Annotated in this window: 18 protein-coding genes and 3 tRNA genes; 12 read left to right on the top strand and 9 right to left on the bottom strand. The window is 69.3% G+C overall.

All coding sequences use genetic code 11. The features are described from left to right. Positions 1-46: 46 nt before the first annotated feature. The gene (locus AB0B90_RS10750; RefSeq protein WP_350943789.1) at positions 47-565 is read left to right on the top strand and encodes a DUF2087 domain-containing protein; all 519 of its coding nucleotides are present in this window, start codon (positions 47-49) and stop codon (positions 563-565) included. Here the strand turns inward: AB0B90_RS10750 and AB0B90_RS10745 are convergent. Further along, positions 532-1494: a YafY family protein gene (locus tag AB0B90_RS10745; protein WP_350943791.1), complete on the bottom strand. Its 963-nt coding sequence runs from the start codon at positions 1492-1494 to the stop codon at positions 532-534. The genes AB0B90_RS10750 and AB0B90_RS10745 overlap by 34 nt on opposite strands. Positions 1495-1557: 63 nt before the next feature. Between AB0B90_RS10745 and AB0B90_RS10740 the strand changes: the two genes are divergently transcribed. After that, positions 1558-3810, top strand: a complete 2253-nt coding sequence (locus AB0B90_RS10740) for an excinuclease ABC subunit UvrA (protein WP_350943793.1) — start codon at positions 1558-1560, stop codon at positions 3808-3810. Positions 3811-3912: 102 nt separating this feature from the next. Here AB0B90_RS10740 and AB0B90_RS10735 read toward each other — a convergent pair whose 3' ends face one another. Next, positions 3913-4977, bottom strand: a complete 1065-nt coding sequence (locus AB0B90_RS10735) for a sulfite oxidase (protein WP_362922125.1) — start codon at positions 4975-4977, stop codon at positions 3913-3915. A 299-nt stretch (positions 4978-5276) separates the two neighbouring features. Continuing rightward, entirely contained in the window at positions 5277-6398 is a 1122-nt protein-coding gene (dusB, locus tag AB0B90_RS10730) for a tRNA dihydrouridine synthase DusB (protein WP_350943796.1), read from the bottom strand. 90 nt (positions 6399-6488) lie between these two features. Here dusB and AB0B90_RS10725 point away from each other — a divergent pair, with 90 nt between their 5' ends. From AB0B90_RS10725 to AB0B90_RS10710, 4 genes are all read left to right on the top strand, one after another. Then, positions 6489-7151, top strand: coding sequence for an amino acid-binding protein (locus AB0B90_RS10725; RefSeq protein ID WP_350943798.1), 663 nt, complete (start codon positions 6489-6491; stop codon positions 7149-7151). Between the two features lie 234 nt (positions 7152-7385). Further along, positions 7386-7457, top strand: a tRNA-Gly gene (locus tag AB0B90_RS10720). A 25-nt stretch (positions 7458-7482) separates the two neighbouring features. After that, positions 7483-7553 (top strand) — tRNA-Cys (locus AB0B90_RS10715). A gap of 16 nt (positions 7554-7569) precedes the next feature. After that, positions 7570-7644: transfer RNA gene (locus AB0B90_RS10710), tRNA-Val, on the top strand. Between the two features lie 108 nt (positions 7645-7752). On the opposite strand, the gene AB0B90_RS10705 is transcribed toward AB0B90_RS10710, so the two are convergent. After that, positions 7753-8649, bottom strand: coding sequence for a methyltransferase domain-containing protein (locus tag AB0B90_RS10705; protein ID WP_350943799.1), 897 nt, complete (start codon positions 8647-8649; stop codon positions 7753-7755). Between the two features lie 215 nt (positions 8650-8864). Next, complete coding sequence (locus AB0B90_RS10700) at positions 8865-9377, bottom strand: hypothetical protein (protein ID WP_362922122.1); 513 nt, start codon at positions 9375-9377, stop codon at positions 8865-8867. 382 nt (positions 9378-9759) lie between these two features. Here AB0B90_RS10700 and AB0B90_RS10695 point away from each other — a divergent pair, with 382 nt between their 5' ends. The 4 genes from AB0B90_RS10695 to AB0B90_RS10680 all read left to right on the top strand — a co-directional run bounded on the left by AB0B90_RS10695 (position 9760) and on the right by AB0B90_RS10680 (position 14591). Then, positions 9760-11433 carry a metallophosphoesterase family protein gene (locus tag AB0B90_RS10695; RefSeq protein ID WP_362922120.1) on the top strand — a complete coding sequence of 558 codons (1674 nt, stop codon included), beginning with the start codon at positions 9760-9762 and terminating at the stop codon, positions 11431-11433. Between the two features lie 78 nt (positions 11434-11511). Further along, positions 11512-12186: a hypothetical protein gene (locus AB0B90_RS10690; RefSeq protein ID WP_350943803.1), complete on the top strand. Its 675-nt coding sequence runs from the start codon at positions 11512-11514 to the stop codon at positions 12184-12186. Then, positions 12183-13004, top strand: coding sequence for a hypothetical protein (locus AB0B90_RS10685; protein ID WP_362922118.1), 822 nt, complete (start codon positions 12183-12185; stop codon positions 13002-13004). Before AB0B90_RS10690 ends, AB0B90_RS10685 begins: the two co-directional genes overlap by 4 nt. Positions 13005-13412: 408 nt before the next feature. Next, positions 13413-14591: a Cmx/CmrA family chloramphenicol efflux MFS transporter gene (locus tag AB0B90_RS10680; protein WP_362922116.1), complete on the top strand. Its 1179-nt coding sequence runs from the start codon at positions 13413-13415 to the stop codon at positions 14589-14591. Between the two features lie 144 nt (positions 14592-14735). Here the strand turns inward: AB0B90_RS10680 and AB0B90_RS10675 are convergent, their stop codons facing one another. Beyond that, positions 14736-15338, bottom strand: coding sequence for a hypothetical protein (locus tag AB0B90_RS10675; protein ID WP_362922114.1), 603 nt, complete (start codon positions 15336-15338; stop codon positions 14736-14738). 21 nt (positions 15339-15359) lie between these two features. Beyond that, a complete protein-coding gene (locus AB0B90_RS10670) occupies positions 15360-15866 on the bottom strand; it encodes a hypothetical protein (RefSeq protein WP_350943807.1) in 507 nt (168 codons plus the stop codon). Positions 15867-16427: 561 nt separating this feature from the next. On the opposite strand from AB0B90_RS10670, the gene AB0B90_RS10665 reads away from it, so the two are divergent. Then, positions 16428-18068, top strand: coding sequence for a DUF885 domain-containing protein (locus tag AB0B90_RS10665; protein WP_350943808.1), 1641 nt, complete (start codon positions 16428-16430; stop codon positions 18066-18068). 259 nt (positions 18069-18327) lie between these two features. On the opposite strand, the gene AB0B90_RS10660 is transcribed toward AB0B90_RS10665, so the two are convergent. Both AB0B90_RS10660 and AB0B90_RS10655 read right to left on the bottom strand, forming a co-directional pair. Continuing rightward, complete coding sequence (locus tag AB0B90_RS10660; RefSeq protein ID WP_350943810.1) at positions 18328-21480, bottom strand: BTAD domain-containing putative transcriptional regulator; 3153 nt, start codon at positions 21478-21480, stop codon at positions 18328-18330. A gap of 359 nt (positions 21481-21839) precedes the next feature. Continuing rightward, positions 21840-21989 (bottom strand): hypothetical protein, encoded by a 150-nt coding sequence (locus AB0B90_RS10655; RefSeq protein WP_350943812.1) that lies wholly within the window; start codon positions 21987-21989, stop codon positions 21840-21842. A 252-nt stretch (positions 21990-22241) separates the two neighbouring features. Here AB0B90_RS10655 and AB0B90_RS10650 point away from each other — a divergent pair, with 252 nt between their 5' ends. Then, the gene (locus AB0B90_RS10650; RefSeq protein WP_350943813.1) at positions 22242-22580 is read left to right on the top strand and encodes a hydroxyisourate hydrolase; all 339 of its coding nucleotides are present in this window, start codon (positions 22242-22244) and stop codon (positions 22578-22580) included. Positions 22581-22606: the final 26 nt, after the last annotated feature.

The raw sequence follows: 22606 nt of genomic DNA, 5'->3' as shown, positions 1-22606 counted from the left end.
GTCCGTGCGCGCAGAAATATCAGGCGGGACCGAGAAGAATGACCGGATGAGCGACGAAGCGATCAGGCAGGTGCTGGGCCTGCTGTACCAGGAAGACACGTTGAAGGTGCTGGCCGCCCTGGCGCTGGGCGGCAAGCCGGAGGAGGAGTCCGGACTCGACAGGGAGGCGGTCAGGCGCGCACTGGACCGCCTGGAACGCGGCGGGCTGGCCGTACGGGGAGAGGACGGCGAGTGGGAGGTACGGCGCGAGCGCTTCCGTGAGCTGCTGCACGCCACGGCGAGACCCGCCACCCCGGCCTCCCCGGAGGAGAGGGTCCTGCAGTCCTTCCTCGTCGAGGGACGACTGCGGGCGATCCCCACCAAGCGCGACAAGCAACTGGTCGTGCTCGACTACGTGGTCCAGGTCTTCGAGCCGGGCGTCCGCTACCCGGAGAAGGAGGTCAACGTCGCGCTGCGCGCCTTCCACGACGACTACGCGGCCCTGCGCCGCTACCTGGTCGACGAGGGCATGCTCAGCAGGGAGAGCAACGTCTACTGGCGCAGCGGCGGCTCCGTCGAGGCCTGAAGGCGGGCGGCCAGCGTCCGGATGTGGTCGATCAGCTCCGGCGGCTCCCGTACGGTGAAGTCCAGGCCGAGCTGCCCGACGGTGAGCGCCAGCCACTCCAGCGAGTCGCCGCCGGTGCGCAGCAGGCAGCTGTGCTCGTCCAGTTCCTCCAGCACCCAGCCGGGTCCGGAGAAGCGCTCGGCGACCACGGCCGCCGGTGCGTGCACGACGACCACCGCCCGGTGGCGGCTGATGGGGGCGACGATCGACTCCTCGACATAGCCGGGGGGCGGCTCGCGCGGCGGGAAGCGCACGCCGGTGCCCAGCGGTGAGGTGAGCCGGTCCACCCGGTAGGTCCGCCAGTCCTGTCTGCCGATGTCCCACGCCACGAGATACCAGCGCCGCCCGGTGGAGGCGAGCCGGTACGGGTCGGCGATCCGGCCGCCCTGCTGCCCGTCGCGGCGGCGGTAGCCGAAGCGGATCCGCTCCCGGTCCCGGCAGGTCCTGGCCAGCAGCGCGAGGGTCTCCGCCTCCACCGTGGGCACCGCCCAGATCGGCGCGACCGGATGCGTCTGCGTCTGCAGCGTGTGCACGCGCAGGCGCAGCCGGGAGGGCAGGACCTGTTCCAGCTTGGCCAGGGCGCGGGCCGAGGTCTCCCCGATCCCGGCGACCGTGCCGCTCGCCGCCGTACGCAGGCCCACCGCGATCGCGACGGCCTCCTCGTCGTCGAGAAGCAGCGGCGGCATGGCGGTGCCCGCCTCCAGCCGGTATCCCCCCGCGGGACCGGTGGTCGCGTGCACCGGATAGCCCAGCTCGCGCAGGCGGTCGATGTCGCGTCTGAGCGTGCGCGGGCTGACCTCCAGCCGCTCGGCCAGTTCGGGGCCCGGCCACTCCCGGTGCGCCTGCAGCAGCGAGAGCAGTCTCAGCACCCGTCCCGTGGTGTCCGCCATGTCGTTCACGATGCCACCGATCGCGGCCAGGATCTGACCTAAACCGTGGATAGCGTGCCGGAAATGAGCCACATCGAGATAACCGGAGCCCGGGAGAACAACCTCAAGAACGTCTCCTTGAAGATCCCCAAGAAGCGGATCACGGTCTTCACCGGTGTGTCGGGGTCGGGCAAGTCCTCCATCGTCTTCGACACGATCGCCGCTGAGTCGCAGCGCCAGCTCAACGAGACCTTCACCTCCTTCGCCCGCAACCGCCTGCCCCACCACGGCCAACCGGACGCCGACGCCATCGGCAACCTCTCGGCCGCCGTCGTCGTCGGCCAGCGGCGACTGGGCGGCAACTCCCGCTCCACCGTCGGCACCGTCACCGACATCCACCCGCTGCTGAGGCTGCTCTACTCGCGCGCCGGCACGCCGTTCACCGGTTACTCCAACGCGTTCTCCTTCAACGACCCGGCCGGGATGTGCCCGGAGTGCGAAGGCGTGGGCCGGAAGATCGCCCTGGACGTGGACCTCGCCTTCGACCGGACGAAGTCGCTCAACGAGGGAGCGATCCTGCTGCCGGGCTTCCGGGCCGGCAACTGGCAGTGGAAGATCTACGCCCACTCGGGGCTGTTCGACAACGACAGGCCGCTGGCGGACTACACCGAGGGCGAGTGGGACACGCTGCTGCACGGGAGCGAGGCCGACGTCACCTTCGAGGAGCGGGGCGGTACGGCCCCGCAGAGATACGAGGGCGTGGTCGAGAGGTTCGACCGGCTCCACGTCAGGCGCGACGTCGAGGGCACCGCGAGCCGGGACGCGATGGCGGCGTTCACCTCGGTGCGCCCCTGCCCGCTGTGCGCGGGAGCCAGGCTCAACCAGGCCGCGCTCGCCTGCAGGATCGGCGGGCGCAACATCGCCGAACTGGCCGCGATGGAGGTCCGGCACCTGGTCGGCGTGATCGCGGAGATCGACGCCCCGGTCGCGGCGACGATGGTCCCGGCGATCCTGAAGCGGCTGCGGCACCTGGTCACCATCGGCCTGGGCTACCTCAGCCTGGACCGGCCGACGCCCACCCTCTCCGGCGGGGAGTCGCAACGGATCAAGATGGTCAGGCACCTGGGCAGCAGCCTGACCGACATGACGTACATCTTCGACGAGCCGACCATCGGACTGCACCCGCGCGACGTGACGCGCATGAACGAGTTGCTGCGCGAGCTGCGGGACAAGGGCAACACCGTGCTCGTCGTCGAGCACGACCGCGACGTGATCGAGGTCGCCGACCACGTGGTGGACGTCGGGCCACGCGCCGGGACGCACGGCGGTGAGATCGTCTACCAGGGCGGCGTCGAGGGCCTGCGGCGGGCCCGCACCCTCACCGGGCGGCATCTGCGCCGCAATCCGCCGCTCAAGGCCTCGTTCAGGGAGCCGACCGGCGCGCTCACCGTCACCGGGGCCACCGCGCGCAACCTCAAAGACGTCACGGTGTCCTTTCCCACCGGGGTGCTCACCGTGGTCACCGGGGTCGCGGGATCGGGCAAGAGCACCCTGGTCAACGAGGTGTTCCTCGGCGAGCATCCGAAGGCGGTGGTGATCGACCAGGCCGCGGTCGGCACCTCGATCCGCTCCAACCCGGCCACCTACACCGGGCTGATGGACGAGATCCGCGGGCTCTTCGCCGCCGCGGGCGGAGTCAGCCCCGCGCTGTTCAGCTTCAACTCCAAGGGCGCCTGCCCCGAATGCCAGGGGCTCGGGGTCATCCACACCGACCTGGCGTTCATGGACGCGATCACGTCCGTGTGCGAGGTGTGCCGGGGACGACGGTTCCGGCCCGAGATCCTGAGGCACACGCTGCGCGGCAGGTCCGTCTCCGACGTGCTGGAGATGACGATCGGCGAGGCCGCGGAATTCTTCACCGAGCCGAGACCACTGCGCGTCCTGGAAACGCTGAACGAGGTGGGCCTGGGCTACCTCAGGCTCGGTCAGCCGCTCAGCAGCCTGTCGGGGGGCGAGTGCCAGCGGATCAAGCTGGCGGGGGAACTCCACAAGAAGGGCAGCGTGTACGTGATGGACGAGCCGACGACCGGGCTGCACATGTCGGACGTCGAGCACCTGATCAAAATCATGGACAGCCTGGTGGACGGCGGCAACACGGTCATCGTCATCGAGCACAACCTCGACGTGATCAAGCAGGCGGACTGGGTCGTCGACCTCGGCCCCGACGGCGGCGACCAGGGCGGCACCGTGATCTTCGAGGGCACGCCGTCCCGTCTCCTCGACGAGCCCGGCTCCTTCACCGCCGAACACCTCCGCCGCGACCTGGCCCGCCCTTGACACACGCCGCCCGATCGCCCGGGGCCGATCATCGGCCGCGTTCGCCCGCGGCGACGCGGCCCGTGCGGCCCGACACATCCCCGCGCGTCCCCGCGTGTCCCCTCAGGGAGCGCAGGTGACGCGGACGCGGGACCAGGAGGTGTTGGCGTACCCCTTGGGATTCCACACGTGCCGGGGCGATTCCGGCTGGGTGGCACCGGCGCTGTCCCACGCGCGGGCGACGATCACGGTCTCGCCCTCCCCCAGTTCGGCGACGGTGTGCCAGTGCCGCCACGCCCAGGGCCCCACCTGCTCGCCGAGGTCCGCCTGGATCCAGGTCTCGCCCTCGTCGAGGGAGACGTCGACGCGGGCGACGGTACGGCCGTCCCCCGCGTAGGCGTAGCCGGTGATCCGGGTGAGACCCGGCCGCGTGCGGTCGCCGTCGCCGGGGCTCAGGATCGCGGTGTTGAGGACGACGGGCCCCAGGGAGATACCGTCACCGGGCCCCGCCTTCGCGGGATCGGCCCCGGAGGGCAGCAGGCGATAGGCGACGGCCTGGAAGTAGTTGTCGGAGGGCTCCTCCCGCGCGGTGACACGCTGGAGCCACTTGACGCTGCGGGCGCCGATCCAGCCCGGGACCACGACGCGGAGCGGGGCGCCGTGGGCCCTGGGCAGCGGCCGGTCGTTCATCGCCCAGGCCAGCAGGACGTCTCCGCCGACGGCCTTGGCCACCGGGATGGAGGCGCCGTAGGGCTGGGCGGGATCGGCGAGCTCGGAGACGTCGGGGGCGGCGAAGGCGATGTGCGCGGCCCCGGGAAGCAGCCCGGCGCGGGCGAGGACCTCGGCCAGGCCGACACCGCTCCAGCGCGCGGTCGAGGTGGCTCCGGGCCCCCACGGATCCTCACCGGGAATGTCGCGGACCTCGACCAGACCGGCACGGCGGTTGCCCGCGCACTGCAGGGTCGCCACCAGCGTGACCTCGGAGAACTCGGAACGCAGCTCCTCCAGTGACAGCGTCAGCGGGCGCTCGACCAGACCGTCCACGGTGAGGCGCCAGGAGGTCGGATCCAGGTCGGGGACGGGGCCGTGGTTGCGGCTGTAGAAGGTGTCGAGCGGGGTGAGGATGTGATCGGCGAGGGCGCCCGGCGGAGCCTCGGCGTTGTACGGCTCGCTGCCGTGGACCACCATGTCATCTCTTTTGCCCCACACGTTCACACGACTCGGAGTACCCGGGAACGAGGGCGTGACACGGCTCGCGGCCCAAGCGGAAGGAGACCATGGATCTCCCGATGCCGTCCGAGCGCCGCCCCGCCGCCCCGACGCCCCCGAGCACGGCCCCGTGACGACCGGAGTTCCGCCCCGGCCCCCGGTGTGACGGGCCGAGCCGACACCGAGGAGCACCGAGGGCCACCGAGGACCGCGTAGGACCGCACAGGATCGCAGAGGACCGCAGATGACTCCGTCGGAGACCCGGCTCGCCGTCGGCGTCAGCCGCCCGAGGTGTCGCTCTCGGCGTCGGCGCTGGGAACCGCGAGATCATAGGGGTCGTCCAGCCACCCGGCGGGCAGCTGGACGCGGTCGCGCGGGTTGGTCTTGCCCCGGGGGGTGTCCACGCCGTCGGGCCACGGCTGGGCGGCGTCGAGTTCGGCGAGCCCCTCGCGCAGGTCCGACAGGCTCTCCGAGGTGGCCAGGCGGCGGCGGAGGGCGGCACCGACGGTGAAGCCCTTGAGATACCAGCCGACGTGCTTGCGGAAGTCGACCACCGCGTGCCGCTCGCTCTCGAAGCAGTCGACCATCAGGGTCGCGTGCCGGTCCATCGTCGCGGCGACCTCGCCCAGCAGGGGCCTGCGCCGCTCCTCCCCGCCCTCGCACATGGTCGCCAGGTCCGCGAACAGCCACGGGCGGCCCAGGCAGCCCCGGCCCACGACGACGCCGTCACAGCCGGTCTCGTCCATCATGCGGCGCGCGTCGGCGGCGCTCCAGATGTCGCCGTTTCCGAGCACGGGGATCTCCGTCACGCTCTCCTTGAGCCGCGCGATCGCCTCCCAGTCGGCGGTGCCGCCGTAGTGCTGGATCGCGGTGCGGCCGTGCAGCGCGATCGCGGAGACGCCCTCCTCGACGGCGATCCGCCCGGCGTCCAGGTAGGTCAGATGGTCGTCGTCGATGCCCTTGCGCATCTTCACGGTCACCGGCAGCGTCCCCGCGTTGCCCACGGCCTCGCGCAGAATCGACCGGAACAGGTTCCGCTTGTACGGCAGCGCGGAGCCGCCGCCCTTGCGGGTCACCTTGGGCACCGGGCAGCCGAAGTTGAGGTCGACGTGATCGGCGAGGTCCTCCTGCACGATCATGCGGACGGCCCTGCCGACGGTCACCGGGTCGATCCCGTACAGCTGGAGGCTGCGAGGGCTCTCCTCGGGCTCGAACCGGATCATCTTCAAGGTCTTGGGGTTGCGTTCCACCAGTGCCCGCGTCGTGATCATCTCGCAGACGAACAATCCGCCGCCCTGCTCCCGGCAGAGGGTACGGAAGGGCGCATTGGTGATCCCTGCCATCGGGGCGAGGACGACCGGCGGCCACACCTCCAGTGATCCCAGCTTCAACGACTCCACCTGGCTTTTCTACCGCACCGCGACGAGCGGGACGAATCGTCGCTGGGTATTGTGTCCCTGCGTGGATCAACGTGACATGGGAGGCCGCGGATGCTGCTGCGACTGCGGATCGCGCTGCCCGACCAGCCGGGCTCGCTGGGGAAGGTGACCCGCGTCCTCGGTGTCGCGGGCGCCGACATCACCCAGGTGGTCGTCCTCGACCGGGGCGAGGGCCAGGCGCTGGACGACATCACCGTCTACTGGCCCGACTCAGCCCCCAGGGAAAGCCTGGTCGAAGGGCTGGAGAGCGTTCCGGGAGTGAGGATCGAGGGCATCTGGGGCACGCGCGAGGCGCCGGGGACCTATCCGGAGCTGGAGATCCTCAAATACATCACCACCGCGGGCGACCGCGCCCTCGCCACCCTGATCGACTCCATGCCCGTGCTGTTCAGCGCCGACTGGGCGGCCGCGGCGACCGAGAAGAGCCCGCGCACGGTCGTCCACTCCAGCTGGCGCGCCCCCGAGCAGGTGCCCTTCCCCGACGAGACCCCCGCCCGTCCGAGGGCCTTCACCCTCGACTCCGGCCTGCACGTGATCGCCGCCCCGCTGCCCCCGCTCGCCCTCACCTTCCTGCTGGCCCGCGCCGACGGTCCCGCCTTCCACCGCATCGAGGTGCACCGTCTCACCCGCATCCTGGAGATCTTCCTCACCCTGCCCGCCGTGGAGCGCGTGGTCACGCGCCAGCTGCGCCGCCCGGCCGAGCAGGACGGCTGAGCAGAACGGCTGAGCAGGACGGCTGAACGAGAGGGCTGAACGCCCACCTGGCCGGATGCCCGCCTGGACCCGCACCGTGTGGGAGTCCGCGGACGGGTGCCGCCGCCCGGGTGCCGGTCGGCGGATTCGCGCGACGGCCACGGGGCCGGCGGCTGAACGCGCGGTTACACAACCGCCGGGAAAACCCGCTAGAGTTCTCTCGTCGCCACCGGGTACGAAACCCGGAGGAAACACGCGGAAGTGGCTCAGTGGTAGAGCATCACCTTGCCAAGGTGAGGGTCGCGGGTTCGAATCCCGTCTTCCGCTCGAAGGGTCTTCGGGCTCTCACTCCGGTGGAGTGGCCGAGAGGCGAGGCAACGGCCTGCAAAGCCGTCTACACGGGTTCAAATCCCGTCTCCACCTCTGGTCCTTTCCATGCGGACGATTAGCTCAGCGGGAGAGCGCTTCCCTGACACGGAAGAGGTCACAGGTTCAATCCCTGTATCGTCCACCACCGCCCATGACATCTATGGGCCGATCACGGCAAACGGCCGCCAAAGTCCCAGCTCGGGAGCCTTGGCGGCCTTCCGGCTTCTCGGGCCGACATTCGGTGTTCCGGCCCTCACATCGACTTCTCGGCGACGACGATGACGTAGTCCAAGCCGGCGAACTTCTGCCGCATACGCGTGTCGTCGGCCAGCTCGCGATGCAACCAGCGGCGGTAGACCCAGGTGACCTTCTGCTGAAATGCCTGGTCGTCCAGCTTCCGTTCCGCCCATTTGCACCACGGTTCGTAAACGTGGTCACGGATGGAGGTCAACTGGACATGGGCGAATCCGGCGGCCCGGAGGCGGGCGACATACTCGTTGCCGTCGTACAGGTTTTCTTCGGGGACCGAAGTGGAGAAAAGCTCTCGGCGGCCGCCGTTGTCGACGTTCAACGGCACGACATCCGCCGTCGCGAGCACCCCGCCCGGTCGAAGGACGTGGTGAGCCTGGCGGAAGAATTCGTCCCTGGTCCGGAAATGCAGGGCCGACTCCAGGGCGACCACCCGGTCGAAGCTACCGGGCTCGAACGTCATCGCGGTCGCCGACCCCTCCTGGAAGATCAGCCGATCATCCAGACCGCGGGCGCGGGCCTTCTCCTGAGCGATCCGCACATGCGTCGGCGTCACGTTCAATCCGACGATCTTCGCTGGATCGTGCCGCTCCAACCACATGAAGTCCTGGTCGCCGTATCCGAACCCGGCATCGAGAATGCGATCGCCCTCCCGAAAGCCCGCGGCGTCCCCCAGCTTCTCCGCCAGCGCCTCGCACGCGTCGTCGAGCGTGTCGGGCCCATCACGCCAGTAGCCGAAATTGAGGTACGAACTGTGCTCGTTCAGCGCGGTCCAGGTGCTCGGCGGAAAGATCTCGTAGGCACGTTTGGCACGGGTCTCCGGCGACGCCATGCTGAGCCTGATGCTTCGGCTAACGGCGAGCACGTCATGCCAGAGTGAGATCCGCTGCGGGGTGGTCATGGGGGACCTCCTGGGTGTGCTCATGCTTCAGGTACGACAGGGCGACAGCCTTGATACTGGGTACACCGGCGCTAAGGATTTCCACAGATATCGAGTTGTCCCGCACACCATTGGGCTGATTTACCGGCCTTTATCCGGCAGTGCGGCTTTATCCGGCGGTGCGGCGAGGCCAGGAAGTTCGCGGTGCACCGGGGAGCTCACGGACGATCCCTCGGTCACCAACTCGCCATGGGGAGCGCCGAGCCGTCCATCGGCCCCTGCGGGCTGTAGACCACGCACATGACGTCGCGGTCGCCGCCTGCCCAGGTCTTCCTGGTCGGCATGACCGGGTAGAAGTCCAGACCCGAGGCCGACGCGCCGCTCCAGTTGCCGTCGAACCCCCGCCGGCAACTCTCCCTGGCGAACACGGTCAGCGCGGCCGGATCCCATTCACCGTCGGGGGCGTGCACGAAGCCGTACGACTGGTTGGCCGCCCGCTCCTTGCAGGGCGTGTAGAGGACGACGACCTCGCCCGCCTCCGGGGAGTAGGCCGGGTCGGTGAAACACTCCCCCGCCTCGATGTGCAGAAGCCCGCCGGTCTCCGCGGTGACGAAGGTCTCGTCCTTGATCGTCGGTCCCGTCGAACCCGCCGTGGACGACGGCAGGAAGAGCGCGCCGAGCACCACGAGGCCGGGGAGCAATGTCCGGCGGGCTGACCGCCGGTCACCCGCCTGCCGGGGGCCGATCATCGAGCACCTCTCGTTCGGGAACGTCGGTCTCGCCCGCTCCGGGGAAACGGGGCACGACGCCGCGTACCGGACCCGTCGAAACCCGGGCGAGGCCACCTGCCGTGTGACGCGGGTCGTGAAGCGGGCGCACGCGTTCCGCCTCAGCCGAGCCCGCTCGCCCGAGGTTAGGGGTGTTCCAGCGAACGCGAGGGCAACGGAAGGCGTCGAGCGCATGACCTTCTGGCGACATCAATGGGGCTTTTGGGGCTAGAGATACATAAGAGGAGGTGTTCATCCTGATGTAACCCCCTATATGAGCTTTTGTCCTTCTTTTTTGGATCAATACCGACGTCCACCACACTCCCTCGGTGGAATGCGATCCCTCCCTGGAGAAGAGCTCATGATGGGCGAAGCCAAACTGCCCCGATCCGCCGGATCCCGGCGTACCAGGCTGACGGCGGTGAGCGCGGGCGTGCTGATCGCCGGCGGCCTCGCGTTCAGCCCGGTGGCGTTCGGCGCGGCCGCGCCGCCGAAGTACCCCGCCGCCGATATCCACAAGCCCTCCCCCATGCCCGACCGGGTCATCCTCACCCCGACCACCACGCCGGCGGCCAGCCAGAAGGTCACCTGGCGGGCCGTGACCGACGCCGAGTCGGCTCAGGCCCAGATCCTCGAGGCCCCGCGCGCGCTCGGCGACGTCGCGCCGTCCGCGGGCGCGGTCGCCACCGTCAAGGCGCTCAGCACCACCCCGGTCAACACCACGCTGGGGTACGCCTCCGTCTACCACACCGTCGAGTTCACCGGCCTGAAGCCGAACACCCGCTACAGCTACCGGGTCGGCGACGGCACCAACTGGAACGAGTGGAGCGACTTCACCACCGCGGCGGCCGACCTCCAGCCGTTCTCGTTCATCTACTACGGCGACGCGCAGAACTACATCGACTCCGCGGTGCCGCGCGTCTTCCGCCAGGCGTTCGCCGACCGCCCGCAGGCGAAGGTGATCGTCAACGCCGGTGACCTCATCGACAACGCGAACAACGAGGAGCAGTGGGGCCAGTGGTACAAGGCCGCCGGCTTCATCGACAGCCAGGTCAACAACATCTCGATCCCCGGAAACCACGAGTACAGCGGCGGCCTGTCCACCTTCTGGCGTCCGCAGTTCCCCTATCCGGACAACGGACCGGGTAACCCTGAGCTGAAGCAGACCGCCTACACCGTCGACTACCAGGGCGTGCGCTTCATCGGCCTGGACACCAACGTGCAGAGCAACGCCACGCTGATGGCCGCGCAGACCACCTGGCTGGAGGGTCTGCTCAAGGACAACCCGAACAAGTGGACCGTGGTGACCTTCCACCACCCCGTCTACTCCACCACCGGCACCCGCAACAACCCCGCCGTACGCGGCCAGTGGGGCCCGCTGTTCGAGAAGTACGGCGTGGACCTGGTCCTCCAGGGCCACGACCACTCCTACGGCCGAGGCAACGTGGCGACCGCCCGCAAGTCCGTCACCGTCAACAACGGTGTCGCCTACGTCGTGTCCGTCTCCGGCGGCAAGATGTACGCGCTCAACAACGGCGAGAACTGGACCGGCAACGGCGCCGAGGTCGTCAGCAAGAGCCAGAACACCCAGCTCTACCAGCTGATCGACATCGAGGCCGACAAGATCACGTTCGAGGCCCGTTACGCCAACGGCGAGCACCACGACGGCTTCGTCGTCCGGAAGAACGCCAAGGGCGAGCGCACCGTCAACGAGGTCCGCACCGCGGAGAACACCGTCGGCGAGCAGGTCGCCGTCGACAAGACCGCCGTCGAGCACCGCGGCGAGCTCACGATCTCCGCGTACGGCTACGACCCCGCCGAGCGGGTGTCCGTCGTCATGAGGAAGGCGGGCGACGACAAGCGCGGAAAGGGGCACGACACCGTCCCCGTCGGCACGCGGGAGGCCGATGAGCTGGGTCGTCTCACCTACACCTTCAAGGTGCCGAGCAGCCTGAAGAAGGGCGAGTCCTACGTGGTCCACCTGGACAGCGCGAACCAGGAGATCACCAGCCCGGCCGTCACGGTCAACAAGAAGTAGCCCTTCCCGGGGACGGGGACGCCGCCGCGGCGGCCCCGTCCCTCGGACGTACCGGAGCCCCGTCGGACAGGAAACGCATTGAAAATCCACGCCCGTACGCTGGCGGGCGCGCTGCTCGTCGGCGCCCTGGTCGGCTGGGCCACCCCAGCCTCCGCCCATCCCTTCGGACCGCCGTCCACCGCACGGATCGGGGCCGACGGCTCGCAGGTGACCATCTCGTGGCTCCCCGCCGAGGATGACTGGGTCGCGCTCGGCCAGTCGCTCGGCGCGTTCGAGGACCCCTCCACCGGCACGGTCTCGACGGAACTGACCGGTGAGCAGAAACTGGAGCGCTCAACGGCCCTCCGCGACTACCTGCTGGAGAAGATCACCGTCGCCCAGGCAGGCCGGCCGTGCCGGAGCCGGCTGGAGGAACTGCGGGCGCTGCTCGTCGACGGCGCCCGGTTCGTCTTCGAGTGCCGGAGTCCGGTGACCGAGGTGGAGGTGACCGTCGCCGCCCTCACCGATCTCAACACGGCGTACCGGACGGTGCTCATCGCGGACACACCCGCCACCCCCGAACGGATCCTCTTCACCGAGGCGGCCGGCACCCAGCGCCTGATCTTCTCCGGCACGGCGGCGGCCGGCACGTCCTGGCAGACGACGGGCGTCGCCGTCGGCGCCGCGGTGCTGCTGGCCGGATCGGGCGCGTTCACCATGCTGCGGACCCGGCGCAGGACGGGCACGACGAGTACGGCAGGTAGGCGACCATGACGGAGCTCAGCGGCTTCGAGAGCCGGTTCATCTCGCTCTTCGACAACAGGGGCGTCTTCTGGGCGGTCCTCGCCGTCGCCCTCGTCGCCGGAGCGATGCACGCGGTCGCCCCCGGGCACGGCAAGAGCGTCACCGCGGCCTACCTGGTCGGCACCCGGGGCACCTACCGTGACGCGCTGCGCCTGGGAGTCATCGTCGCCCTGATGCACACCTTCTCGGTGCTGGTGCTGGCGTTCGCCTGGGTGGGGCTGAGCAGCGCCGCGAGTTTCGGCACGAAGAGCGTCACCGCCTGGATGCAGGTGCTGGCCGGCGTGATCACGATCTGCGTCGGTATCCACCTGACCTACCGCCACCTGCGAGGGCGTCGGCTTCGGGCGCAGGCCCAGCACGGCCACGGGCACGGGCACGGGCACGGCCACGGGCACGGCCACGGCCACGGCCACGGGCACGGGCACGGGCACGGGCATCAGTTCGAGGACGGGCCGGATCCCTGGTCGCGGCGTGGCCTCGTCGCCCTCGCCCTCTCCGGTGGGCTGCTGCCCTCGCCGTCGGCGTTCGTCGTCCTGATGAGCGGGCTGCTCACCGGCCGGGCCTTCGACGCCGTCACCCTCGTCGCCGCCTTCGGCGTGGGGATGGCCCTCACCCTGACCGGCGTGGGCATCGTGACGATCCGCGGCCTCACCCTGCTGACCCACGGAACCCACCGGTGGTCACTCGCCTCCACGGCGATGGCCTGGGCTCCGGCCGCCGCCGGCCTCGCGGTCTCCTCCGCCGGAGGCCTCTACCTCGTCGCGGCCCTCGGCACCATCACCGGCTGACAGCCCGGCCGCCCATCAGGGTGCCCTCAGAACCGGACCGCGGCGAAAAAGATCGTTCTCAAGGAGCTCTCGGCCGAACGGCTGGACATGACGCGTCCGGCGTTGCTAACTTGCGCCTATGTCCAGCCCCGAGGCATCCAGACGCTAGCCACCGGTCATCCGGTGGCCGGCCACCGTCGTCGCGTTGAGGCTTCGCGGCCAATGAGGCCGCGCTCACCGCCGTCCGCGACCACTGCCACCGGATCGCCATAGCGCAGGCTGTGCTCGACCTGGACCGAGCGTCACCTCCGTGACGTCGGCAGGGTCTCCCGCGCGATGGCCGCACCCCGATCGGACGGTTCCTCTCTCCGACGCCGGCGCGGCCCATCGCCTCCTTATCGATCCACAGTGTGGTCGCGGAGTTTTGTCATGCCATTCGTTGTTCACCTGCTCGGACTGGCGGTCTTCGCCCAGGCCACGTCCGAGTTCATGCTGTCCGGCCTCGTGCCGGGCATCGCACGGGACCTGCACGTGTCCATCCCCGCCGCGGGATTTCTGACCTCGGCGTTCGCGGTGGGGATGGTCGTCGGCGCGCCGCTGATGGCGATCCTGAGCCTGCGCCGGTCGCGACGTCGCTCGCTCCTCACCTTCCTCGTCACCTTCCTGCTCGTCCATGTCCTGGGCGCGGTCACCACCAGCTACGGGGTACTGCTGGTATCCCGGGTCGTCGGGGCGCTGGCGTGCGCCGGGTTCCTCGCGGTGGCCCTGGCGACCGCGATGAGCCTGGTCGCGCCGAACGCCAAAGGACGCGCCACCTCCGTCCTGCTCGGTGGGGTCACCGTCGCCTGTGTCGTGGGCGTTCCCGGCGGCGCGTTGCTGGGGCAGCTGTGGGGGTGGCGCTCGGCGTTCTGGGCGGTGGCAATCCTGTCGGTGCCGGCCATCGTCGCGATCCTGCGGTCGGTGCCCGCCGACGGCCCCGAATCCGACCGCACGAGCGCGCGTGACGAACTGCGCTCGCTGCGCGATCGGCGGCTTGTGGTGATCCTGCTGCTGGGATGCCTCGTGAACGGCGCGACGTTCTGCTCGTTCACCTACCTCGCGCCGCTGGTCACCACCGTCACCGGAATCGAATCCGCATGGGTGCCCGCCATGCTGGCCCTCTTCGGGCTGGGGTCGTTTCTCGGGGTCACCGTCGGTGGCCGGATGGCCGACGTACGACCCGTCGCGCTCCTGGTGAGCGGCGGGGTGGCCCTGCTCGTCGGCTGGACGGTGTTCGCGGTGGCCGCCGGGAGTCCGGTGGCGACGACGGTGCTCGTCTTCGTCCAGGGAACCCTATCGTTCGCCGTCGGGTCGACGTTGATCTCGCAGGCACTCTACGCGGCGGCCGAGGCACCGGCCCTGGCCGGTGGGTTCGCCACGGCGGCGCTCAACGTGGGCGCCGCGCTCGGTCCCTGGTTCGGCGGGATCTCGATCGGCGCGGGACTCGGTTATCGCTCGCCGCTGTGGGTCAGTGCGCTGCTGGTGGCCCTGGCACTCGCCGTCGCCGGTGTCGCCTGGGGGATTCGGCGCGGGGCGGCCGGCTCCCACGAGGAAGTCGTCGCGCCGTAGCCGACCGGGATCGAGGCGGCGCCGGGTCGATCCGATCGTCCGGCGGCGCCGACGGATCAACATGAGGGAAGCCCCCCGGCCTGGCCGGCCGGGGGGCTTCTCATCGGTGTGTCTCATATGCCGCCGAGGACGCTGCGAGAGTCCTCAGTTGCCGGTGGACAGTTTTTCCAGGTCCGATCGGGTGAGCTTGATCGTGTTTTCCCGGAGGGATTCCAGGTTGCCCGCCGCGTCGATCGGATACTTTCCCTGTTCCGAGTTGAGCAGGGCGGCCGGTGAGTTCGGGTAGGTCTCCAGGAACAGGACGTAGGTCCGGCTCCTCTGAAGTGACGAGGCGCCCGCCTCCTCGTACTTCGTGCCGTTGAGGGTGCCCCCGAGTTCTTTGACCTCGATGGTCTCCCCGGGCTTCGCCTCCCCCTTGAAGACCTTCACCACCTGGGCCGGATAGACCGTGGTGACCAGAGGCTCCTCCTGCGGGGCGGCCTCCGTCCCCGCCTTCGGCGCGCCGGCGTTGGGGTTGGAAAGCGGGTCGGTGTTCTGGCTGTCGGGGATTCCCTTCTCCAGGACGGTGCGCGCCGTGTCGCCGAGGCGGACCTCCACGACGAGAAGTGCCTTCTTGTAGAGCTCGGCGGCGCTCTGGTAGGCGGGATAGTCGACGTGATAACTCACCGTGGGCTGCTCGGCGGAGCAGGCGGTGAGAAGAACGGCGGCGAACGCGGCCGCGACGAGTTTTCTTGGAAGCGTCTTCATCCGTCTCACTCCCCACGTTTCCTAGTAGTAGGCGTTAACGTCGCTGACGTCATGCGACTGGGGTGTGGTCATAGTGTTCCTAGGGCGGCCGTGGTTCATTATGGATGTGAGGTCGTTGTGCGCGAGAGAAAGGGCGTGGCCCAGCTCGTGAACGAAGACGCTCGTCACGAAGTTCGAGAAGTTCGAGGCGTCGGCGCTGATCGTGCGCGAGTTGAGCTGGATTTTGAAGTAACTACCGTAGGACGTGTAGAGCCCGTACCAGGTGTTGCTGTAGGACGCCGCGACGATCGTCGACGAGGATCCGGAGGACTTCCCGATGTAGGCGGGGGTGGCGGTCGCGTTCCAGTTGCTCAGCGCCCGGTCCATGGGGCCCTGCCAGGAACTGTTGTAGCTGTACGGGCGGACCGTGAAGTTGGGTGCCGCCATGCCCACGTTGTAGTAGTGCGCGGCGGCCGGGGTGGCGCCGGCGACCACGCAGAGTGTTCCGGTGAGACCGATCGCCAGGATCTGCCCGGCCCGTGGCCTCACCTTTTTCAGAAATACTTTTGACAGCCTCATTGAATCAACTCCGTCCCGTGACGATGAATCGGGTGAACAGGGGAGCAAAAAACGGCCGACCCCGTATCGGCGATCACTCCCACCCGCGTTCACATGATCGAAAAAGTTTCGAAGAAAATCAAGGGATCTCAGGGGTTTCTTCCGGGCGGATTTCGGTGGACGGTTGAGGCCGAAACCTCATGCACGACTACGCTGTGTTTCAGGTCGAACGCGTTTCGAGAAAAGAGGCCGGCGTGCGCCCCGGCGTGCGTGGTCCGTCCGTTCGGAACCGGCCCGCGTGCGCCCCGCGTATGCGGTCGCCCGTTCGGAACCGATCCGCGCGTCCCGCCCCGTGGGGTCCGCCCGTTCGGAACCGACAGGAAAGGGGCCTCGACATCCGCTCTCCGATCCGGCCTCGCCTCTCTCCTCCCGCTCCGCCGCGGACGACCGCTCCAAGGTGCGGGCGTGCCCCCGTCGCGGGTTTTCCGAGGTCCTGGGGGTCGGATAGCGAAGGAATAGGGGGCCGATGCCAGGCTTTCCTACGTTTCGGACATGAGCACTCCGATCTTCGCGCTTTGCGATGAGTACGTCACCCGCTGGGCGGCACTGGACCCGATCGCGACAGGTGCCGAGGGCATCGTGTCCGACTTCGTAGCCGCCACCGACCACAGCCCCGCCGGGAGCGCCGCCCGGGCCGAGATGATCCGTTCGACCCTGAAGCGCCTCGACGAGCTGGTCCCGACCGGTGAGCCGGACGTCAGGGCGGCCACCCACCTGCGGGAGCGGCTGGAGGCCGAGCTCGCCTGGCACGACACGGGCGAGCCGCTGCGCTGGGTGGCGGCGCCGTACGGGCTGCCCTACCGGGTGCGCTCCAGCGTCGTCCTTCTCCCCCACGGCAACGACGACGAATGGCGTGATGTCGCCGCCCGCCTCGCGGCGATCCCGGGGATGCTCGCCGGGTGGCGGGAGAGCCTGGAGACCGGTCTGGCGATGGGGCTGCGGGGCGCCCGCAGGCAGGCGCTGGCCATGGCGGACCAGGCCGACCAGTTCTCCGGCGCCGGCGGGACTCCCCCGGCCCACGACGCCTTCGTCGCCACCTACGGTGAGGGCCCGGTCAAGGAGGAGCTGCTCAGCGCCGCGGCGGCGGCCCACGCCGCGTACGCCGACGCCGGGCGCTACCTGCGCGAGGAGTACGCCCCGAGGGCGGACGAGGCCGACGGGGTGGGCCCCGAGCGCTACGCGGTCGTCGCCAGGATCAGCCTGGGCGCCGACATCGACCTGCGCGAGGCCTACGAGTGGGGCTGGGCCGAGCTGGAGCGCATCGGAGCCGAGACGGCCGCCGAGGTCGAGCGGATCAAGCCCGGGGCGACCATCGAGGAGGCGACCGCGATCCTCAACGAGACCCAGGCCGTCGACTCGCTCGAGGAGTACCAGGCGTGGCTGCAGGAGCGCCACGACCGGGCGATCGAGCAGTTGAACGGCACGCACTTCGACATCCCCGAGCCGCTGCGGCGCATCGTGGCCGAGGTCGACGTGAGCTCCACCTCCGGTGCGGCCTCCTACAACGCGCCCAGCGAGGACCTGTCGCGGCCGGGTCGCACCCTGTGGCCGGTCGGGGGCCGGACCCGCTTCGCCACCTGGAGCGAGCTGACCACGATCTTCCACGAGGGCGTGCCCGGCCACCATCTGCAGTTCGGCGCGATGCGCATGGCCGGCGACACCCTGTCCAGGTTCTCCAAGGTCTCCTGGGTGGACGGCCACGGCGAGGGGTGGGGCCTGTACGCCGAGCGGCTGGCCGACGAGCTCGGCTGGTTCACCGACCCCGGTACCCGGCTGGGCATGCTCAACTGGTCGGCGCTGCGTGCCGCCCGGGTCGTCATCGACCTGGGCGTCCACCTCGACCTTCCGCTGCCCGACGGTTCGTCGTGGACCTTCGAGAAGGCCTGCGAGGTGCTGCGTGAGCAGGGCCGCTGCGAGCCGCATCGGGTCGAGGCGGAGGTGGTGCGCTACTTCGGCTGGCCTTCCCAGGCCATCTCCTACAAGCTGGGCGAACGAGCGTGGGTGCAGGCCCGCGAGGAGGCCAAGCTGCGCCTGGGCGACGCCTTCGACCTGCGTGCCTGGCACACCGCCGCGCTGGAGCTGGGACCTGTCGGCCTGTCCAGTCTCGCGGAGGCTCTGCGCCGCATCTGCTGAGCACCGGCGATCCGGCGCCGATGGTCTCGTGACCGGCCGGCACGACCGGTCACGACCGCCCGGAGAGGTCCCTTCCGGACCTCTCCGGCGGTTCGTCGCTCACGTCTTCGGAGTGCGACGGACCGCTCGGCTCAGGGCACCGACATCCCTTCGCTTTCGACCCGGTCGAGTTCAGGACATTTCGCCCCGGTCGGGTTCAGGACAACGATGCCCTCGCCCCGGGGCGCCCAGGAACTCGGAGCCCTCGACCGTACGGGGCTCAGGACGCCGGTACCCTCCGTGCCCGGCCGGGCAGGCGCGCATGACCGGGCGAAGGAAGGTTCTCCAGCTGGGCGCGCACCCTGGCGGCGATCGCGGGGGGCATCGTGTCCGCCAGTTCGAGCGCCTCCTCGGAGACGCTCCGCGCCGCCTCCTCCTCGTCGACGGCGAGGTACGCCGCGGTGAGCATGACCAGGACGCGCACCTGGTGGAGCGGCGCGTCGATCTTGTGGAACAGGCCGAGGGCCTGGTGGAAGCGGCCGATCGCCTGTTCGGTCTGGTCGCCCGCGAGCGCCAGCTCACCGAGCCCGAGCACGACCCTCGCCTCGGCGAGTCTCTCCCCCGCGGTGCCCGCCACCTCCAGGGCGTTCTGGAGAGTGGTCTCGGCCTCCTGGAGGTCCCCCTGGCGCAGCTTCGTGATGCCCAGGCCGTGCAGGGCGTACGCCTCGCCGGTCGGGTCGCCGATGTTGCGCACGGTCGTGAGCGCCTGCTCGAAGACCTCCGCCGCCGACGCGAACTCCTCCAGCCTGAGGTAGGTCTCGCCCAGCCGGTGCAGGACCTGTGCCTCCACCCTGCGGCTGCCACCGATCCTGCTGAGTTCCAGCGCCTCGCCCAGCAGACGTCTGGCCTCTTCGAGTTCGTCGCAGTCGAGCCTGATCTGGGCCATGCTGTGCAGCACGTAGGCGGAGGCGACCTGGTCGCCGGTGCCGCGGAAGATGCCCAGCGCGCGATCGTAGCGTTCCACCGCGTCGTCGAGCTGGCCGCTCATCCGGTCCAGGAAGGCGATGTTGCGGATGACGAGGGCAACCCCCAGGTCGTCCCCGGCCTCCTCGAACAGCTTGGCCGCCGACTCGAAGTCGCGCCGCGCGTCCCCGAAGCGCTGCTCGGCGATGTAGAGCGACCCTATTGAGTAGAGCATCGCCGCCTGCCCTCGGCGGTCCCCGGCCTGCCGGGTGGCCGCCAGCGCTATCTGGTGGGTCTCCCGCCAGTCGTCGAAGTAGATTCTCGACTCGAACAGGGTGACCGCGCTGATCGCGAGGTCCCAGCACAGCTCGACGAACCCGGCCTGCGCCGCCTGGCGGATGCCCGAGACCAGCGTCAGCCGCTCGCGCTCGTACCAGGGCAGCGGGGCCATGACCAGCTTCTCGACCAGCCGTCCCGGCAGCGGCCAGCGTGGTGCGTCGCTGTGGACCTGCACGTAGTCTCCGCCGTACTCTCGGCGGTGCGCCTCACCGGTCAGGAAGAGCAGGCCACCGAGCACTCTCTGCAGCGCGGCGTTGCGGTCGGCGATCGCCTCCTCGCCGGCGAGACGCTCGCGGGCGAACACGTGGATCAGGTCGTGGAAGCGGTACTGGCTCTGCACGCCGTACCCGGCGTCGGTCGTCTCGACCAGCTGGGCGTCGGCCAGGTCGTCGAGCAGGTCCTGCGCGTCGGAGGGATGGCAGTCGAGCAGCGCGGCGGCGACCCAGCCGGAGAAGTGCCGGGACTCCAGGATGGCGAGGCGCCTGAACAGGCGGCGTGCGTCCTCGCTCACGCTCTCGTACGTCAGCGAGATGCTCGCCCTGATGCCCAGGTCGCCGTGTTTGAGCTCGTCGAGCCTGCGGGTCTCGTCCTCCAGTCGTCCCACGAGCTGGTCGATCGTCCAGTGCGGCCGGGCGGCGAGCCGCGCGCCCGCGATGCGCAGCGCCAGCGGCAGGTGGCCGCAGAGGTCCGCCAGCTCGGCCGCCGACTCCCGCTCCGCCTGCACCCGCTCGATGCCCGCGATTCTGGAGAGCATGTCCACCGACTGCCTGGAGTCGAAGAGCCCGACGTCGAGGTGGGCCGCGCCCGGCAGGCCCGCGAGCCGGCTGCGGCTGGTGATGATCACTGCGGCCTCGGGGTTGCCGGGCAGCAGGGGCAGCACCTGGCTCTCGCTTCTGGCGTCGTCCAGGACGATCAACATCTTGCGCCCGGCGAGCAGCGCGCGGTACATCTCCGCCCGTTCGTCCACCCCGTCCGGGATCGCGTTGCCCGGCACGCCCAGCGCGCGGAGGAAGCGTTCGAGCACCTGCCCGGAACCGATCGGATGGGACTCCCCTCCGTGCAGGTCGGCGAAGAGCTGGCCGTCCTCGTAGCGTCCGGCGACGCTGTGCGAGACGTGCACCGCGATCGTGGACTTGCCGATGCCCGGTTTGCCGACGACGGCGATGACGGGGACGGCGAGCCGCTGGCGGTCCTCCGCGGCGAACGTGAGCTGGCGGCGGATGGCCTCGACCAGCTTGATCCGGCCGGTGAAGTCGGCGATGTCGGTGGGAAGCAGACGGGGAACCGTCCGGCGGGCGGCCGGCGCCTCCTGCGTCTCCGGGTGGCGCTGGGAGGTTTGCTGTTGCTGTTGCTGTTGTTGCTGCTGTTGCTGCCGCCCCGGCGCGTCGATGCTCTCGTCGGAGGTGAGGATGGAGTACTCGAGCTGCTGGAGGCTCTCGTTGGGTTCGATGCCCAGCTCGTCGATCATCGTCTGGCGGGCACGACGATAGACCGTGAGCGCCTCGGCCTGGCGTCCCGAGCGATAGAGCGCGAGCATCAGCAGGCCGCGCAGCCGCTCCCTGAGCGGGTGTTCCTCGACGAGCTCGCTGAGTTCGCCCACCAGCTCGTGGTGCCTGCCCAGTTCCAGTTCGATCTCGACGCAGTCCTCGTTCACCGTGATCCGGCGCTCGCTCAGCCTGCCGACCGCGGCCTGCACGAGCCGGCTCTCCTGGCCGTCGAGGGCGGGCCCTCGCCAGAGGGCGAGCGCGGTCCGATAGTGCCTGACGGCGTCCTCCAGCCGGCGGTCGTCGCGAGCCTGGCGGGCCTGGTTCAGCAGGCCCTCGAAGTTCTGGGAGTCGAGTTCTCCCTCGGCGACTCGCAGCGTGTATCCCTGGGAGTGGGTCGCGATGACGTCGGCTCCGCCATTGGCGGCGAAAAGCCGCCGCAGCGAGGAGATACAGATCTGCACCTGCGCGCGGGACGTGCTGGGAAGATCCTCACCGTAGATCGCGTCCGTCAGCCGTCCAATGGTGACCATTCGGTTGGCCTCCAGCAGGAGGCAGGAGAGGACGACCTGTTGCCGAGGCGCGCCCAGATCCAGGCGGCGCGCGTCGGCGAGGACCTCCAGGGGGCCGAGGATTCGATACTCCACCGAATCTCCTTGCAGAATCGCGGCCTGACCAGGAATTCTCCGCACGGTTGGTGTAAGGGAGACATCAGGGATCTAACCGCTGCCTTAAAGCAGGCAACAATAGACTCAACCCCCACCTCTCCGCGATCTTCGGACATATAACCCGGCGATCACGGCGAGCAATTTTATATGCATGAAACGTGTTCTGTCCGGGATCATACAACGTCACTGATGGGAGAACCAGTGGGGTTTGTGAAGGTCTGGCCCAACTTGCGACTAACGTGCGGGTTTGTGACATGAACAAGCGGCCGGGCCCTGGAAGGCTCCGACCGCTCCGGTGAACTCCCACCGCCGGCGACCCCGCCGGGTGGGGGTGTGCTTCAGCCCCAGGGGGTGTTGCTGGCGAGCACGGTGGTCTTCGCGGCCCCGTCGGCGACCGAGGGGACGACGGCGGCGAGACCGAGGCATCCGAGAACCGCGATGGCGGAGACGATGATCCGGAGGGTGTTGATGCTCGCGAATTCCCGCATTTCCTGTACCTCTTCTTCGTGTCTCGCAGGCCGTTCACTGCTGTCCGCCTGTCTGCTTCAAAACGTAAACAGCCCCCCTATCCACGCCTTATCCGATCTCTTCTGATCCGATATCCGGCGCAAAGATAGGCTCGGGTAGCCGATGGATAGCGGGCCGAAAGCGGACGGATAGCACTCCCATGGAGCCTGATAGGGCCGAGGTCGCGCGATACGGGTCACGCGGCCCCGAACCAGAAGATGGGTATCCTCACCATGAGCATCGCCACGCAGGCACTTGACGGCGTCTACGGCCGATCCGCGGCCGGTGTCCGAGCTCGCCTGGAGCGCGCCTCGGGTAACGGCTGGGAGCCGGTATCCGAGGGCGAGACCGACATCGACGGAAATGTTAAAGAATGGGTGGACGAATTCATGGAGCGCGGGCTCTATCGTCTCATCCTCGCCACCGACCACTATTTCGCCGGGCTCGGCATGACCACCTCCTACCCGGAGATAACGGTCATGTTCAGAATGCACGACGATCGCATGCCTTATCAGGTCCAGGTCGTGCTGGCTCCACACTCGTACTCGACGTGCTTCGGCGTCCGCGGGTGAGTCCGCGAGCGGCGGAGTCCGTCCTC

The organism is Streptosporangium sp. NPDC049078 (assembly GCF_040648855.1).
In the GTDB taxonomy this organism is placed as follows: Bacteria; Actinomycetota; Actinomycetes; order Streptosporangiales; family Streptosporangiaceae; genus Streptosporangium.
The sequence above is the reverse complement of the archived record's forward strand: the minus strand, read 5'-3'. Positions and strand labels throughout refer to the sequence as shown.

Coding starts and splice junctions, on each gene's coding strand:
- AB0B90_RS10685 (WP_362922118.1), top strand. CDS start 12,183: ATGACGGAGCTCAGCGGCTTCGAGAGCCGGTTCATCTCGCTCTTCGAC.
- AB0B90_RS10725 (WP_350943798.1), top strand. CDS start 6,489: ATGCTGCTGCGACTGCGGATCGCGCTGCCCGACCAGCCGGGCTCGCTG.
- AB0B90_RS10655 (WP_350943812.1), bottom strand. CDS start 21,989: ATGCGGGAATTCGCGAGCATCAACACCCTCCGGATCATCGTCTCCGCC.
- AB0B90_RS10750 (WP_350943789.1), top strand. CDS start 47: ATGAGCGACGAAGCGATCAGGCAGGTGCTGGGCCTGCTGTACCAGGAA.
- AB0B90_RS10700 (WP_362922122.1), bottom strand. CDS start 9,377: ATGATCGGCCCCCGGCAGGCGGGTGACCGGCGGTCAGCCCGCCGGACA.
- AB0B90_RS10665 (WP_350943808.1), top strand. CDS start 16,428: ATGAGCACTCCGATCTTCGCGCTTTGCGATGAGTACGTCACCCGCTGG.
- AB0B90_RS10705 (WP_350943799.1), bottom strand. CDS start 8,649: ATGACCACCCCGCAGCGGATCTCACTCTGGCATGACGTGCTCGCCGTT.
- AB0B90_RS10675 (WP_362922114.1), bottom strand. CDS start 15,338: ATGAAGACGCTTCCAAGAAAACTCGTCGCGGCCGCGTTCGCCGCCGTT.
- AB0B90_RS10695 (WP_362922120.1), top strand. CDS start 9,760: ATGGGCGAAGCCAAACTGCCCCGATCCGCCGGATCCCGGCGTACCAGG.
- AB0B90_RS10740 (WP_350943793.1), top strand. CDS start 1,558: ATGAGCCACATCGAGATAACCGGAGCCCGGGAGAACAACCTCAAGAAC.
- AB0B90_RS10680 (WP_362922116.1), top strand. CDS start 13,413: ATGCCATTCGTTGTTCACCTGCTCGGACTGGCGGTCTTCGCCCAGGCC.
- AB0B90_RS10735 (WP_362922125.1), bottom strand. CDS start 4,977: ATGGTGGTCCACGGCAGCGAGCCGTACAACGCCGAGGCTCCGCCGGGC.
- AB0B90_RS10650 (WP_350943813.1), top strand. CDS start 22,242: ATGAGCATCGCCACGCAGGCACTTGACGGCGTCTACGGCCGATCCGCG.
- AB0B90_RS10745 (WP_350943791.1), bottom strand. CDS start 1,494: ATGGCGGACACCACGGGACGGGTGCTGAGACTGCTCTCGCTGCTGCAG.